Below are 15,899 nucleotides of genomic sequence, written 5' to 3' on the forward strand. Positions count from 1 at the left end.
AATAGCGGCAGAGGATCACCGCGGCTGTGCCGAGATGCCTCATCAGCTCGGCGGTCTCTTCGAACCTCACAGCCCGCCACCAATCGTTCGCAAGGGCCGAGGCTGAGGGCGAGTTCAGACGGCAAGTCACCTGACAGAGGGAGAGGCCCCTGTTCTCCAGGGGGCGGAAGCTCCGCCGAATCCAGGAGAACTCACTAGATATCACATAGATCAGAACATTTCACCACAGCAGTCACTCATTCGGGTGATGCAGGGTTCATGTCAATCTATGCGGGAAAGTCCCTTCCGAGGGCTTTGCGGACATTGTGTGTCGTAGCAGCGCCTCGAAGGGGTAAAAGGAACAAGGGGGCATCTCTGATGTCGTACTCGCGCAAGGGAACACTCAGGGCTGGACTGGCCGCCGGCGGGGCTCTCCTGCTCTTGGCCGCGCTTCCCGCCTCGTCCTACGCAGCCAGCGGCGACTTCCAGTACCTGCGAGCGGACAACCGTCAGAACGACGTGATCCCTGACCCGCCCAGCGATTCGTGCCGGGTGATCTCAGGCGGTGCGCTCAACGCGACCAACCGCACGAACGCCTTCGCTGTCGTGTACAAGAACACCAGTTGCACCACCGCGAACAGGATTAAGGTCCTGGATCCGAGCGGAGGCCAGTGGGACAGCGGAACCACACTGGTGGTCGCTGAACGCGTGTGCTTCACCGCAACCCGACCGACCTCGGCCCGGTTGACCTGCGAAAGCAGTTAGCGTTTCCGCAGGTCACACGGGAGCAGAGGGGACCGTTCCCGCCCGCGGGACCCGGCCCCCTCTCACGCTGAGCCTCACGTCGGTCCGGCGATCTCCTTGATGCGGGCGAAGCACGGCAGCACGGGCAAAGTCGGCGGCGATCCCCATTGGCTGCGAAACTCCACCACGAGACCCCTGCCCTGAAGAAGAAGCTGGGCAACAGCCGTCGGCTGACCGCTCTCCCCGCCCCACAGTGACCGAATAGGCGGCGCATGGAAAGCCGTAACTCCGTCGGCGGAACCGCGTGTGCCCTCTCGCAGCCGTCCGCTTTCCATAGCGGGGATCATGGGTAGCCGACGGGGCGACCGGGTGCCGTGTTCACCCCCGGCCGCCCCACCGCTACGGCTTGCGCGCGACGACGGCGACGGAGTCGAGCAGATCGATCTCCTGCCGGATCCGCTCCCGCTCGCTCCACTCCTTGACGAACTCGCGGGCAGCTTCCGGGTGCAGCTCCTTGAGCGCCTCCGGGTCGCTGACCAGGCCCGTCCAGTACCGGTACCAGCCCTCCCACGTCCGGTCGCGGACCGAGGTCACGTCCGGATCGGCGAAACCGGCTTCGAGGAGCTGCCGGGTGTAGGTCCGCCGGTCGTACCAGTTGGCGTCGGGCACGCTGTACCTGTACAGACTGAGACGGTTGGTCCTGAAGGTCCTGCGCGGGGTGTCACCACTCAGCGGGATGGTGTCGATGGCGGCCAGGGTGCCACCGGGCTTCAGCACGCGCAGCGCCTCCTTCAAGAAGGCGCTGCGAGGGTGGAAGTGCAGGGCGGAGTCCAGGGCGACGACACGGTCGAACCTGCCGTCTCCATAGGGCAGTTCGGTGGCACTGCCGACGCGGAACTCCGCCCGATCCTGGAAGCCCTCCGCCACGGCCTGCGCGCGGGCGCCCTCGACGTGCCGAGGTGTCACTTCCAGCCCATGCACCCGGTGGATCATGTTCCCGCGTAACCAGGCGAAGTCCTGCTCCCCGTACCCGAATCCGACGTCGAGGACGGTGTCGTCCGGCTCGAATCCGGCGATGTCGGCGAGCTTGAGGGCGAGGTCCTCGCCGGCCCGGTCCGGGTCCTTGGTGCCGTCCTCCCAGTAACCGATGTTGATGTACCTGGTGGCGCGGTGCCTGAACTGCATGTCGGGGTCGGGGAGTTCGTAGAGCCGTCTGACGCGGACGTCGGGATCGGCGGTCGCGACGGCCTGGATGGCCTTGCCGATCGACTGAGCTTTTCTCAGCATGACGAACCTGCCCTTCGTGGAGGATCCAGGGACTCGCGCGGCGGCTGAAGGCGTCGGGGGCCGTGGAGCACCGGCCGCCGGTGAGGTGTGGGGTGTTGTTACGGCTGCCCGCCCGTTTCCAGCAGACCCCATTCCGTTTACGGAAATCCCTAGTAGCAGGACTTCGTTGGGTTGGGTTGGGCGTGGTCTGGGAGGGTGGTGTCTGCGGGTGGGGATGAGATGTCGGCAGGTGGGGCAGGTGCCGGTCGAGCATGCCAGCAGGCTCTGTATGGCTACCAGGACAGGGAAGAGACTCAGGGGCCGGCCAGGGCTTTGGGGTCGAGCTGCCTGAGGGTGAGGAATGCGTGGGCGGCGGTCGCGAGGGTGACGTGATGGTGCCGGCCACGCCAGGTGCGGCCTTCGAAATGGTCCAGTCCCGGGCCTCTTTTCATCTCCCGGTAGTCGTATTCGATCCGCCGGCGAATCTTGGCCAACCGCCATCCCCGTGGGCACGAGGCGGTATCGGTCACCGCTGCAGGACCTGCATGTTGCCGTCCGGCCGCCGCCCGGCAGCCGCCCGGCCATCGGCTGGACCGACTTGCGCCGGACCTCCAGCATCAGGCCCCGCAGATAACACTCACCCCACCCGCGCTCGTCCCCGCGGGGAACCGACACGAACACCTCACCGACAAACCCAGCCAACCCCTCACGGAGTTGCGCGACGTCCCCGGCTCCCCAACACGCTCGCCAGACACGTACCTGGCAACCAACCTAACGAAGTCCTACTACCGAGTGTCGCCGAAGGACAGGCCCGCCCGCTCGGCCGTGACAGCTGCCTGGACACGGTTGCTGACCCCCAACCTGCTCAAAATGGAGCTGACATGGTCCTTGACGACCGCTGGGCTGCTGTTCAAACGGGAGCTGATGTCGGAGTTGGCGAGGCCTTGGTGGATGAGGGTGAGTACCTGCTGTTCCTGAGTTGTCAGAGCGGCCACCGCCTGGCGTGCGGCACGGCTCACCGAGCCGAAGGACGGTCGTTTCAAGCGGTTCAGTACGCATGGCGACAGGCAGCCGGCTCCGGTGGCCAGGGCTCGTACCGAATTCAAGAGGCGCTGGGGAGTGATGCTTTTGAGTAGGAACCCCTCGGCACCCAGCTCAAATGCCTCGGCGATGAGTTCGTCCGTGCCGGAAGTCGTCAGCATCGCGACGTGCGGAGGGTCGGGCAGTTCACGGACATCGCGCAGCAGGGTCAAGCCGTCGACATCCGGCATGTGGATGTCGAGCAATGCCACATCCGGCCGGTGTTCGAGGATCGCCTGCACCGCCTCGTCCCCGTTGACGGCCGCAGCGACATGGATGTCCGGCGCCGTGCCCAGGATGAGCATCAGTCCTGAGCGGACAAGCTCCTCATCGTCAACGACAAGCACGCTGACGGGGTCGGTGGTTGGGGAGGGCACAGCTTCTCTCCGTGTAGTGAGCAACCATCCGAACGTATCGCACGTATCCCGGCGGCGCCCAGCCGGCCGTGTCCGGCCGGCGGTACCTGCTTCCCCTCCCCGGAGCCACGTGACGGCGGCTGGGGGACAGATGGAGGCCACATGGCGGACAGGGTCGTCCTGGCGGACGATCTGTCGCCGTGTGCGTCGGTGACAGGCTGGTACCGCTCCCGACGTCCTTCGCACGCAGTGCGCTCCGCTGCCTGTGCCGGGCGCCATGGAGTCCACCCGTGGGAACGCCGACCCGTCACCGTGTCAGGGCAGTCCTTCGGGCCGGACCTTCCGCGGCCTTGACCAAGCCGACGGGATTACCTGACACCAGCACCACCAAAGGGGAATCACTTTGCGTACCTTGGCCCCGGCCGTAGCCACTGCAGCCATGGCTGCCGCCGTGCTCATGCCGACCGCCGACGCGGTGGCCGCGACGCCGCAGCCTGCCACGCAGGGCACCATGAACCAGGCGTTGGCCAGCACCGACCACGACTCCACCTTCGGCCGCGACACGGTCTGGAAGATGACGCCGCCCGCCGGCGAAAAGATGGTGGCTGATGACGGAGGCTTCGATTACGTGGATGCCGCCGGGAAGCCGGTCGCGCACTTCGCTCCGCAGGACATCGTCGACACGACCGGCCATGTCCACAAGGTGACCTGGACGGTCAAGGGCAACACTGTCCAGCAGCACGTCGATGCCTCCACCCCCGCGATCACCGGCCACCTGCAGCCGCAGATCGTCACGTACTCGGCGTGGGACTGGGTCAAGTGCGTGGGCAAGAAGTCCATGGACCTTGGTGAAACCGGCCTGGTCGGCGGATGCATCACGGGCCTGGAAACCGGCTGTGCCGCCGGTGCCGCGGTCGGGGGCTTCGGCGGAGCCCTCGCCGGCGCGGTCAGTGGCGCTGCTCACTGCTGAGTAGGCTGGTTGACGTGAAGCAGTACAAACAGCCCGGCACTGACGCACATACCTACACAGTCCTCGTCCTCTGCCTGGCAGGGGTCGTTGTCGGCGGTCTGATTCTCAGCGAGGTCCATGGCTGGCAGGGGCAAGCACTCGCCCTCGCCGTGGTGATCGTGTGGGCCCTTGCCGTGCGGTGGTGGAGCCGCTCCCGTCCTCGTGGCCACGGCGACACCGACTGAACCATCACCATGCTGCCGTCCTCCGCCGAACGCCCCGGCGGAGGACGGCAGCATGGTGAAGGGGACTGGTCTGCTTCGACGTGCAGCAGGACTGGCTCAGGTCTTGAGCGGTGTCGCCAATCGGCGGTAGCCGATGAGGGGTGCGGCTATGCCGACGAAGGCGGGATCCTAAGGAAATTCGGGTATCGCCAGTCATACCGTTGTCCTTGATTCCGAGAGAGTCAAGGTGGTGACCATGCACGACCAGAGCCCGCTGCGAGCCGAGACTTGGCCGATGTCTCGGACCTGCCCGTTCTCCCCGCCACCGGACTACGCAGGCCTGCGCGAGCACCCCGGCCTGCCCAGGGTGACGGGCCCGAGCGGGCGCACCGTGTTCGTTGCCGCACGCCATGAAGACGTTCGCGCCGTACTCGGCGACGCCCGGTTCAGTTCCGACCGCTCGCACCCGGACTTCCCGTTGATGCGCGTCGGCGAGACCGTGTTCCCCGGCTTCAGGGCCTCGCTGATCGAGATGGACCCACCCGAGCACGGCCCCGCCCGCCGCGCGGTCGCCGGCGAGTTCACCAGCCGCCGCATGCGAGAACTGCGCCCCAAGGTCCAGGGCATCGTCGACGGTCTGCTCGACGGTGTGCTGGCCGGCGGCGGGCCCGCCGACCTGGTGTCCGCGCTGGCCGTGCCGATGTCCGGTCTGGTGCTGTGTGAGCTGCTCGGCATCCCGGCCAGTGACCGGCAGGAGTTCACCGCCCACACCACGGTGCTGATGGCCCACGACTCCGCTGACGCGGATCGCGCCGAGGCCTTCCGCTCTCTGATCGCGTATTTCGACGCACTGTGCGCCACCAAGATGACCGAGCGGCCCGAGGACCTTCTGGGCAGGCTGGCGGGACACCAGCTCTTCAGCGGTGGCGAGGGCCGCCGGGCCATGGTCGAACTGTGCATACTCCTGGTCGCCGCGGGCCTGGAGACCACCGCCACGATGACCGCACTCGGGGTCCTGGCTCTCCTCGAACACCCCGACCAGCTCGCCCTCCTCACCGCCGATCCGAGCCTGATTCCGGCGGCGGTGGAGGAATTGCTGAGGTTCTTCTCCGTCGTCGAGCTGTCTTTGATCCGCCGCGCTACAGCGGACGCCGAGATCGGCGGCACTCTGATACGGGCGGGAGAGGGCGTCGCCGCCCTGTCAGCCGCCGCCAACCGCGACCCCGCGGCCTTCGCCGACCCGGACACGTTCGATGTCACCAGGGACAACCGCAGACACCTGGCTTTCGGCTCAGGACCGCACCAGTGCCTCGGCAAGAATCTGGCCCGGCTGGAGATGCGCATCGCCCTCGAGATCCTGTTCCGGCGCATCCCCACGCTCCGCCTGGCCACGCCACGCGACGAACTGCACTTCGTCAACGGCTCCGCGTTCTCGGTATCGGCACTCCCGGTCACTTGGTGACGGAGACGAAAAGCGCCGACCGTCAGTCATGCGTTTACCGGGCTGCGGGCGAGGCGTTTCTTTTCGTGCCGGTCAACTCCGGGTAGGGCAGGACCTGCTACGCGTCACGGTAGTGGTGAAAACCCTTGACGCCAGGCCGGATTCTCTAGCGGAATCCCCAGATTTTGGCCAGCTGAAGGTGTTGCATGCAATGAGTTCGGGTGATCATCATGTTGATGCACCTCGATTTATCGCCGTTTGGTTAGATGGTCGCGAGTTCGGTGAATGATTTTGCGCCCATGGTAGCCGACAAAGTCCAAACTGCTCTGGGAGGGCGCCGGATGCCGGGCGAACCGATTGCGATTGTGGGAATGGCGTGCCGCTACCCGGGCGGAATAACCGATCCGGAAGGGCTCTGGCGGGTGGCCAGGGACGGGAACGACGCGATCGGCGAGTTACCGGACGACCGGGGCTGGGACCTGGCGGCCCTCTACGATCCCGACCCGGACCGGCCCGGCACCTCCTACGTCCGGCACGGCGGCTTCCTCTACGACGCCGGCCATTTCGACGCCGAGTTCTTCGGGCTCTCCGCCCGCGAGGCGTTGACCACCGATCCGCAGCAGCGCCTCCTGCTCACGACGGCGTGGGAGGCCCTGGAGAACGCGGCCATCGATCCCACCTCGCTGCGGGGCAGCCGCACGGCCGTGTTCGCCGGCTCGATGATGCACGACTACGCGCCCCGGGTGCACACCGTCCCGGACGGGCTGGAGGGGTACCTGATCACCGGGAACACCTCCAGCGTGGTGTCCGGCCGAGTGGCCTACGTGCTCGGCCTCACCGGCCCCGCGGTCACGGTGGACACCGGCTGCTCCTCGTCGTTGGTGACCACTCATCTCGCGGTGCAGTCGCTGCGTCTCGGCGAGTGTGACCTGGCCCTGTCGGGCGGGGTGACGGTGATGGCGACCCCGGAGATGTTCGTGGAGTTCTCGCGGCTGCGGGGCCTCGCCCCGGACGGCCGGTGCAAGCCGTTCTCCGCTACGGCGGACGGTACGGCCTGGTCCGAGGGCGTCGGCATGCTGGTGCTGGAACGGCTCTCCGACGCCCTGCGCAATGGGCACACCGTGCACGCGCTGGTGCGCGGCACCGCGGTCAACTCGGACGGGGCCTCCAACGGGCTCTCCGCACCCAGCGGGCCGGCCCAGGAACGGGTGCTGCGGGCGGCCTTGGCCGACGCCGGACTGTCCGAGGCGGACGTCGACGCGGTGGAGGCGCACGGCACGGGCACCACGCTCGGCGACCCGATCGAGGCACGGGCGCTGCTCGCGGTGCACGGCCCGCAGCGGTCGCGCTCGCTGCTGGTGGGGTCGGTCAAGTCGAACATCGGGCACACGCAGGCCGCTGCCGGGGTGGCGGGCATCCTGAAGATGGTGCACGCCATGCGCGACGGCGTGCTGCCGCGCATCCTGCACCTGACCGAGCCCAGCCCGCACGTGGACTGGGAGTCCGGCAGGGTCACCCCGCTCGCGGAGGACACGCCGTGGCCGGAGACCGGACTCCCGCGCCGGGCCGGGGTGTCCTCGTTCGGCATCAGCGGCACCAACGCCCACGTGATCCTGGAACAGGCGCCGGAACCCGCGCCCGCAGCGCCACCGCGACCGGCGTCCACGGTGCCGCTGTTGCTGTCCGCACGGTCGGCGGAGGCGCTGCGGGAGCAGGCCGGCCGACTGGCCGAGCGGCTCCGCCCGGACCGGCTCGGCCTGCTGGACGCCGGATTCACGCTGGCGACCGGCCGGGCCGGGTTCGAGCACCGGGCCGCCGTCCTCGGCCGGGACCGGGACGCGTTGGTGCACGGACTGGACGCGCTCGCCGAGGGCGATTCGGCACCGGGCACGGTCGTCGGGTCACCCGGCCGGGACACCAGTCCGGTGCTGTTGTTCCCCGGCCAGGGCACGCAGTGGACCGGGATGGCCACGGGGCTGCTGGAGTCCAGCCCGGTCTTCGCCGGGCACATGGCGGCCTGTCAGGACGCGATGGCGCCGTACGTGGACTGGAACCTGCGCGACGTGCTCACCGACGCGGACGCGCTGCTCCGGGTGGACGTGGTGCAGCCCGCGCTGTGGGCGGTCATGGTGTCGCTGGCCGGACTCTGGCGGGCGCACGGGGTGCGGCCGGCCGCGGTGGTGGGCCACTCCCAGGGCGAGATCGCGGCCGCGACCGTAGCCGGCGCGCTGTCCCTGGACGACGGGGCGCGGATCGTCACGCTGCGCAGCCGGGCCTTGCGGGCGCTCTCCGGTACGGGCCGGATGCTGTCGGTGGGGCTGCCGAGGGCGGCGGTCGAAGAGTCGATGGCCCGCTGGGGCGAGGACCTCTCGGTGGCGGCGGTCAACGGGCCGCGCTCGACGGTGGTCTCGGGCGCCGTCCAGGCGGTCGAAGAGTTCGCCGCCGCCCTGGTCGCCGAGGACATACGGGCGCGCCCGTTGCCGGTGGACTACGCCTCGCATTCGGCGCAGGTCGAACTGCTGCGTGCGGAGCTGCGCGAACTGCTGGCGCCGGTGACTCCGATGGCGGCCGAGGTTCCCTTCCACTCGACCGTGACCGGCGGTCCGGTGGACACCACCGGGCTGGACGCCGACTACTGGTACCGCAACCTGCGCGCCACGGTCGAGTTCGAGGCGACGGTGCGCGGGCTGGTCGCCGCCGGGCACACCACGTTCCTGGAGTCGAGCCCGCATCCGGTGCTCGCCGGCGGCGTGCGGCAGATCCTCAGTAACTACCAGGAGGACCACAACTACGGGGAGGACCACGACGGGGGCGGCGTGGTCCTGGAGACCCTGAAACGGGACGACGGTGATGCCGACCGCTTCCTGCTGGCGGTGGCCGAGGCGGCCGTGCACGGTGTGGACGTGCACTGGAACGGGCTGTTCGACGGCGCCCGGAGCGTGGAGCTGCCGACCTACCCGTTCCGCGAGCAGCGGTACTGGATGCTGCCCACCGCCGCCTCCGGGCCCGTCGCCGGGCATCCGATGCTGGACTCGGTGGTCCAGCTCGCCGGCGGCGGCCTGGTCGCCACCTGCCGGCTCTCTCTTACCCGGCACCCCTGGCTGGCCGAGCACGAGGTGCGCGGCACCGTGCTGCTGCCCGGGGCCGCGTTCGCCGAACTGGCACTGCACACCGGGGAGCGGGCGGGGCTGCCGGTGCTGGACGAGCTGGTGCTGGAGAGCCCGCTGGTGCTGCCCGAGCGGGGCGAGACCGAGTTGCAGATCGCGATCGGCGAGACGGACCCGGGCACGCTGGCGATGTACGCCCGGTCCGCGCCGGACGCGCCGTGGACCCGGTGCGCGACCGGGACGCTCCGGGCCGCGGGGGCCGGCGGCGAGGCCCTGACGGAGTGGCCGCCGGCCGGTGCCGAGGAGATCGACCTCGACGGCGAGTACGCCCGGCTCGATGAGCGGGGTTACGAGTACGGGCCGGCCTTCCAGGGGCTGCGGCGGGCCTGGCGGCTCGGTGCGGAGCGCTGGGCCGAGGTCGAGCTGCCGGTCGATCCCGGGCGGTTCGGCCTGCACCCGGCCCTGCTCGACGCCGCATTGCACGCGCTGCTGCTGGATGCGGGGGACGCGCCGGTGAGGTTGCCGTTCTCCTGGAGCGGGGTCGCACTCCATGCGGTCGGGGCCACGGCCTTGCGGGTGCGGCTGACTCCGCAAGGCAATGACTCGTTCGCCGTGGCGCTCGCCGACGCGGCGGGGGAAGCGGTGGCCACGATCAGCGCGCTCGCGCTCCGGCCCGTGGGGCCCGTGCGGCCGGGGACGGCGGGCGTGGACCGGGCGCTGCACCGGCTGGACTGGGTGCCGGTCGCGCGGCGGGCCGCCCCGGCGATCGTGGACGCGCCGGTCGTGGACGTGGCCGGGCCCGAGGAAGCACTGGCGCGGGTCCGCGAGTTTCTGGGCACCGACGACGAGAAGGCGACGGGCGGGCCCCTGATCGTGCGGACCCGTGGTGCGGTCGCGATCGCCCCTGAGGACGACCAGGACCCCGACGCCGCGGCGGTCTGGGGCTTGATCCGCACGGCACGCACCGAACATCCCGGCCGGTTCGTCCTGGTCGACCTGGACCGCCCCGGCGACCCTGAGGACGCCGGTGCCGCCCTGGAGCTGGCGTTGGGCACCGGTGAGCCGGAGATCGCCGTCCGCGGCGGGCAGGCGTTCGCGCCGCGGCTGACCCGGGTGACGCGGACGGGGGACCGGCCCGCCCTCGCCGGAGGCACGGTGCTGATCACCGGCGGGACCGGCGTACTCGGCCGGGAGCTGGCCCGGCACCTGGTCACCGAGCACGGGGTGCGGCACCTGGTGCTGGCGGGGCGGCGCGGCGGCGCGGCGGCGCTCGGTCTGGAGGACCTGGCCGGCACCGCCGAGATCGCGGTCGTGGCGTGTGACGTCGCCGACCGGGCCGCCCTCGCCGAGCTGCTGGCGACGATTCCCGCGCACCGCCCGCTGACCGCGGTGATCCACGCCGCCGGGGTGCTGGACGACGGCACGGTGCGCTCCCTCACCGCCGAGCGACTGAGCGCGGTGCTGCGGCCGAAGGTCGAGGGCGCGCGCAACCTGCACGAACTGACCGAACACCTCGACCTGGCCGCGTTCGTGCTGTTCTCCTCGGTGGCCGGTGTCCTCGGCACACCGGGGCAGGCGAATTACGCGGCCGCCAACGCGTGGCTGGACGGGCTGGCGCAGCACCGCCGCTCGCGGGGACTGCCCGCTTCGTCGATGGCGTGGGGACTCTGGGCGCAGGACACCGGCATGACCGGGCGGCTGGGCGACACCGACCGGGCCCGGCTGCGGCGGACCGGGATCGTGCCGATGTCCCGCGAACACGGGCTCGCACTCTTCGACGCGGCGCTGGGCACCGACCTGGCGTGCACCGTGCCCGCCCGTTTCGACCTGGACAACGTCCGTGCGGCGGGCCCGGAGCGGGCTCCGGTGTGGGCCGGGCTGCTCGGCGTCCGGCGGAGCGCGGCCCGGCCGGCCGCCGTGGCCGCGGCGCCCGTGCTCGTCTCCGGTGGCGAGCGGTCGGTGCTCGATCTCGTGCTGGCCACGGTGGGCTCCGTGCTCGGCGTGGAGCGCCGGGTGGACCCGGCGCGGGCGTTCCGCGACATCGGCTTCGACTCGCTGTCCGGGGTGGAGCTGCGTAACCGGCTCAGCGCCGCGACCGGGGTGCGGCTCCCCGCGACCGCGGTGTTCGACCACCCCACCCCCACGGCCCTGGCCGGGTACCTGTCCGGGCAACTCCCCGGCGCGGTACCCGGCGGCCGGACAGCGGACGCCGGGCCCGGCTCGTACGACACGGACGACCCGGTGGTGCTGGTCGGCGCGAGCTGCCGCTTTCCCGGCGGGGTGTCCACCATGGACGAGCTGTGGGAGCTGCTGGCCGCCGGGCGGGACGCGATCACCGAGTTCCCGGCGGACCGCGGCTGGAACCTGGACGAGGTCTACCACCCGGAGCCGGGCCGCAGCGGGCGCAGCTACGTGCGCCACGGCGGCTTCCTGGACGGGATCGCCGAGTTCGACAACGGCTTCTTCGGCGTCGCCCCGGCCGAGGCGGTCTCGATGGACCCGCAGCAGCGCATCCTGCTGGAACTGGCCTGGCATGCGCTGGAAGACGCCGGGATCGACCCGACCGCGTTGCGGGGCACCCGCACCGGTGTCTACCTCGGGCTGATGGGCAACGACTATGCGCGCCACGCGCACCGGACGCCCGAGGACCTCACCGGCGACGTCTCGATCGGCAACGCGGGCAGCGTCGCCTCGGGGCGGCTGGCCTACACCTTCGGCTTCCACGGCCCGGCGATCACGGTGGACACGGCGTGCTCCTCCGCGCTGGTGGCGATGCACCAGGCCGCGCAGGCGCTGCGGTCCGGTGAGTGCACGGTCGCGCTGGCGGGTGGCGTCACGGTGCTGACCACGCCGACGCTGTTCGTGGAGTTCTCGCAGGTGGGGGTGCTCGCCCCGGACGGCCGGTGCAAACCGTTCGACGCGGCCGCGGAGGGCACCGCGTGGAGCGAGGGCGCCGGCCTGCTGGTGATGGAGCGCCTTTCCACCGCGCGCGAACGGGGCCACCGGGTGCTCGCCGTCCTGCGCGGCTCGGCACTCAACTCCGACGGCGCGTCCAACGGGCTGACCGCGCCGAACGGATCGGCCCAGCAGCGGGTGATCCGGGACGCGCTGGCCGTCGCGGGCCTGGCGCCCGGCGAGGTGGACGCGGTGGAGGCGCACGGCACCGGCACCCCGCTCGGCGACCCGATCGAGGCCACCGCGCTGCTGGCGACCTACGGGCAGGACCGGGCACAGCCGGTCCTGGTCGGGTCCGCGAAGTCCAACCTCGGGCACACCCAGGCCGCGGCGGGCTTGGCGGGTGTGCTCAAGATGGTGCAGGCCATGCGGCACGGCCGGTTGCCCCGGACCCTGCACTTGAATGACCCGAGCCCGCACGTGAACTGGGACGAGGGTGCGGTGCGGTTGCTGGACGAGCCGATGGACTGGCCGCGCGTGGACCGTCCGCGCCGGGCGGCGGTGTCCTCGTTCAGCCTCAGCGGCACCAACGCGCACGTGATCCTGGAGGAACCCGAGCCCGAGCCCGAACCGGAGCCGGCGACCGCCGCGGCTCCGCCGCTGATCCCGTGGGTGCTCTCCGCGGCCACCCCGGAGGCGCTGCCCGCGCAGGCCGACGCCCTGCTCCGCCGGCTGGCCGACGAGGACGGGAACGGCTCGCCGTCCGCGCTGGACGTGGCGTACTCGCTGGCCACCACGCGGGCCCGGCTGCGTGCCCGCACCGTCGTGCTCGGCACCGACACCGGTGAGCTGACCGCCGCGCTGCGAGCCGGGCCCGGCACCACCGGAGTGGCGGCCGACGGCGCGACCGCGTTCCTGTTCCCCGGCCAGGGCGTGCAGTACGCGGACATGGCCACGTCGCTCCGGGACCGGGTATCGGTGTTCGCGGCGGCCCTCCAGGAGATCGCCGCCGAGCTGGACCCGCTGCTGGACCGGCCGCTCGCCGAGATCCTCCGGGACGGGCCCGGTGAACGCACCGACCATGCGCAGGCCGCGGTGTTCGCGGTTCAGGTGGCGGTGTTCCGGCTGCTCACCACGGTGGGGGTGCGGCCGGACGCGGTAGCCGGGCACTCGGTCGGTGAACTCGCCGCGGCGCACGCGGCGGGCGTGTTCTCGCTGGCCGACGCCTGCGCACTGGTGGCCGCGCGCGGGCGGCTGATGCGCGAACTCGGCGGCGAGGGCGCGATGGTGGCGGTCCAGGTACCGGAAGCCGACGTGCCGGAACTGCTCCGCGGACGCGAGGACCGGGTGGCGCTGGCCGCGGTGAACGGGCCCGCCTCGGTGGTGCTCGCCGGGGACGCGGACGCGGTGGGGGAGATCGCGCAGCGGGTGTCCCACGCGCACCGCCTGGCGGTGGGTCACGCGTTCCACTCCCACCACATGGACCCGATTCTGGACCCCTTCCGGAAGGTGCTGGCCGGAGTGGGCTTCCGGGCACCGGTGATTCCAGTCGTGTCCTCGGTGACCGGCGCACGGGTCACCGAAGAGCTGTGTGACCCGGAGTACTGGGTCCGGCATGCGCGGGAACCGGTGCGCTTCCACGACTGCCTGCGCGCTCTGGACGCGGCGGGCACCAGCACCTACCTGGAGCTGGGACCGGGCGCGACGCTCAGCGCGCTCGGCCAGGACGCGCTGGGCGGGGACGGTTTCCTGCCGGTGCTGCGGCAGGGCGCCGACGAGGTGCACGGCCTGCTGACGGCGTTGGCGACCGCGTACACCCGGGGGGTCGACGTGGACTGGGCGGCCTGGTGCGCGGGCGGACGGGCGGTGCCCCTGCCCGGCTACGCGTTCACCCGGCAGCGGTTCTGGCTGCCCGACGACGAGGCCCCCGCCGACCCTCTGCTGCACGGTGTCGAGTGGCCGCTGCTGTCCGCCCCCGGCCCGGACGCCGAAGCGCCGGGGCCGTGGCTGGTGGTGGCCCCGCCGGGCGCGGACTGGGACCAACTCACCAAGGACGTGGCGGGCGTGCTGGGCGAAGGGACCCGCACCGTGCGCGGCGACGCCGCGGACAGCGAGCACTGGAACCGGCTGCTGCCCGACTTGCCGGGCGGCGGCATCGTGTCCCTCCTGGCGATGGCCGAGGGCCCGGGCACGCCGCGGGTGCCGACCGGCCTGGCCGCCACCCTGGCGCTGCTGCGGGCGCTGCTGTCCAGAGGCGCGGACACGCCCCTGTGGTCGGTCACCAGCGGCGCCGTGCGGGCCGGCACGGCGGACACCGTGCCGCATCCGGAGCAGGCCGCCGTGTGCGGGTTGGCCCGGGTCGCTGGCATGGAAGCGCCCCGGCTGCACGGCGGTTTGGTGGACCTGCCGCTGCGACCGGCCGTGGAGGACCTGGCCGCGCTGCCCGCCGCGCTGGCCGCCGGAGACGAGATCGCGATCCGGGACGGGCGGCTGCACGCCAGGCGACTGGTCCCGGTACCCCGCACCGAACCCGCCACGACGGAGCCCATCGGCACCGTGCTGATCACCGGGGGGCTGGGCGGCATCGGCGCGCACGTCGCCCGCCGGCTGGCGGCCCGGGGCGCGGACCGCCTGCTGCTCGTCGGCCGCCGGGGCGTGGACACCCCCGGCGCGGCGGAACTGCGCGCCGAACTCACCGCGCTGGGCACCGAGGTCGACATCGCCGGCTGCGACGTGGCGGACCGCGAGGCGCTGGCCGGGCTGCTCGCCGGGCGGTCGCTCACCGGTGTGGTGCACGCCGCCGGGGTGCTTGACGACGGGGTGCTGGAGGCGCTGTCCGAGGACCGGCTGGCGCGCGTGTTCGCGGCGAAGGCGGACGGCGCGCGGTTCCTGCACGAGCTGACCGCCGGCCATCCGCTGCGCTTCTTCGTGCTGTGCTCCTCACTGGCCGGCACCGCGGGCTCGCCGGGGCAGGGCAACTACGCCGCGGCCAACGCCGTCGTGGAAGCGCTGGCTGCCCATCGGCAGGCCGCCGGCCTGCCCGCGACGAGCCTGGCATGGGGCCCCTGGCTGGACACCGGGATGACCACGTCCTGGCCCGTCGGCCCGCAGTCGGACGGCGGCGCCACGCCGATGCCCGCCGACCGGGCGCTGGACGCGCTGGAGCGGGCCCTGTCCGGCGGTGCGGCGCAGTACGTGGCCGGCGCCGTGGACTGGCCGCGGTTCGCCGCCGCACGGCCGGGGCACCTGTGCTCCCAACTGCCGGGTGTGGGCGCGGACACCGGGCCCGAACCCGCGAGCGCGTTGCGGGAACGGCTGGCGGCCACCGAGCCGCAGCGGCGGTCGGCGGTGCTGCTGGAGCTGGTCACCGCCCGGGTCGCCGTCGTTTCGGGCCGGCCGGCCGGAGACCTGGACACGCACCGGCCGTTCCGGGAGCTGGGCCTGGACTCGCTGGCCGGGGTCCGGCTGCGCAACCTGCTCGGCGCGGACACCGGAGTGCCGCTGGCGGCCTCCGCGGTCTACGACCATCCCACCGCCGCCGCCCTGGCCCGGTACCTCGGCGACGCGCTCGGTGTCGACGACGGCGACCCGGCCGAGCGGATCGTGCTGGACCGCCTGAGGGAGCTGGAGGCGGCCCTGCTCCGGCGGCCCCCGTCCGCGCCCGTCCCCGAGGTGGTCACCACGACACTGCGGCGGCTGCTGCGCGGCCGGGAAGACGGCACCGCCGATGAGCAGGCCGCGGTGCCCGACCTGAGCGACGCCACGGACGACGAGATGTTCACGCTGATCGACGGAGTGCTCGACGGCGCGCAATCGGACACCGGTCGCACTGCCGGCCGTGCCACGGAGAGGAGCTAG

Annotated in this window: 7 protein-coding genes and 2 pseudogenes; 5 read left to right on the forward strand and 4 right to left on the reverse strand. The window is 71.8% G+C overall.

The genetic code is table 11. The features are described from left to right. Positions 1–357 precede the first annotated feature (357 nt). A complete protein-coding gene (locus tag PS271_RS01995; RefSeq protein ID WP_398379538.1) occupies positions 358–744 on the forward strand; it encodes a hypothetical protein in 387 nt (128 codons plus the stop codon). 378 nt (positions 745–1,122) lie between these two features. Here the strand turns inward: PS271_RS01995 and PS271_RS02000 are convergent, their stop codons facing one another. The 4 genes and pseudogenes from PS271_RS02000 to PS271_RS02015 all read right to left on the reverse strand — a co-directional run bounded on the left by PS271_RS02000 (position 1,123) and on the right by PS271_RS02015 (position 3,446). Then, a complete protein-coding gene (locus PS271_RS02000; protein ID WP_398386622.1) occupies positions 1,123–2,010 on the reverse strand; it encodes a methyltransferase domain-containing protein in 888 nt (295 codons plus the stop codon). A 293-nt stretch (positions 2,011–2,303) separates the two neighbouring features. Then, a pseudogene (locus PS271_RS02005) lies at positions 2,304–2,486 on the reverse strand (IS701 family transposase); the annotation flags it as partial. 70 nt (positions 2,487–2,556) lie between these two features. Then, positions 2,557–2,670, reverse strand: a pseudogene (locus PS271_RS02010) (transposase); the annotation flags it as partial. 104 nt (positions 2,671–2,774) lie between these two features. Next, positions 2,775–3,446, reverse strand: a complete 672-nt coding sequence (locus PS271_RS02015; protein ID WP_398379540.1) for a response regulator — start codon at positions 3,444–3,446, stop codon at positions 2,775–2,777. 418 nt (positions 3,447–3,864) lie between these two features. Here PS271_RS02015 and PS271_RS02020 point away from each other — a divergent pair, with 418 nt between their 5' ends. The 4 genes from PS271_RS02020 (at position 3,865) to PS271_RS02035 (ending at position 15,899) form a co-directional block, all read left to right on the forward strand. Next, positions 3,865–4,395 carry a hypothetical protein gene (locus PS271_RS02020; protein WP_398379542.1) on the forward strand — a complete coding sequence of 177 codons (531 nt, stop codon included), beginning with the start codon at positions 3,865–3,867 and terminating at the stop codon, positions 4,393–4,395. A gap of 14 nt (positions 4,396–4,409) precedes the next feature. Further along, a complete protein-coding gene (locus PS271_RS02025) occupies positions 4,410–4,619 on the forward strand; it encodes a hypothetical protein (RefSeq protein WP_398379544.1) in 210 nt (69 codons plus the stop codon). 274 nt (positions 4,620–4,893) lie between these two features. Further along, a complete protein-coding gene (locus PS271_RS02030; protein ID WP_398379546.1) occupies positions 4,894–6,060 on the forward strand; it encodes a cytochrome P450 in 1,167 nt (388 codons plus the stop codon). A gap of 260 nt (positions 6,061–6,320) precedes the next feature. After that, positions 6,321–15,899: an SDR family NAD(P)-dependent oxidoreductase gene (locus PS271_RS02035; RefSeq protein WP_495656769.1), complete on the forward strand. Its 9,579-nt coding sequence runs from the start codon at positions 6,321–6,323 to the stop codon at positions 15,897–15,899.

This window comes from Streptomyces sp. SCA2-17, from assembly GCF_044336695.1.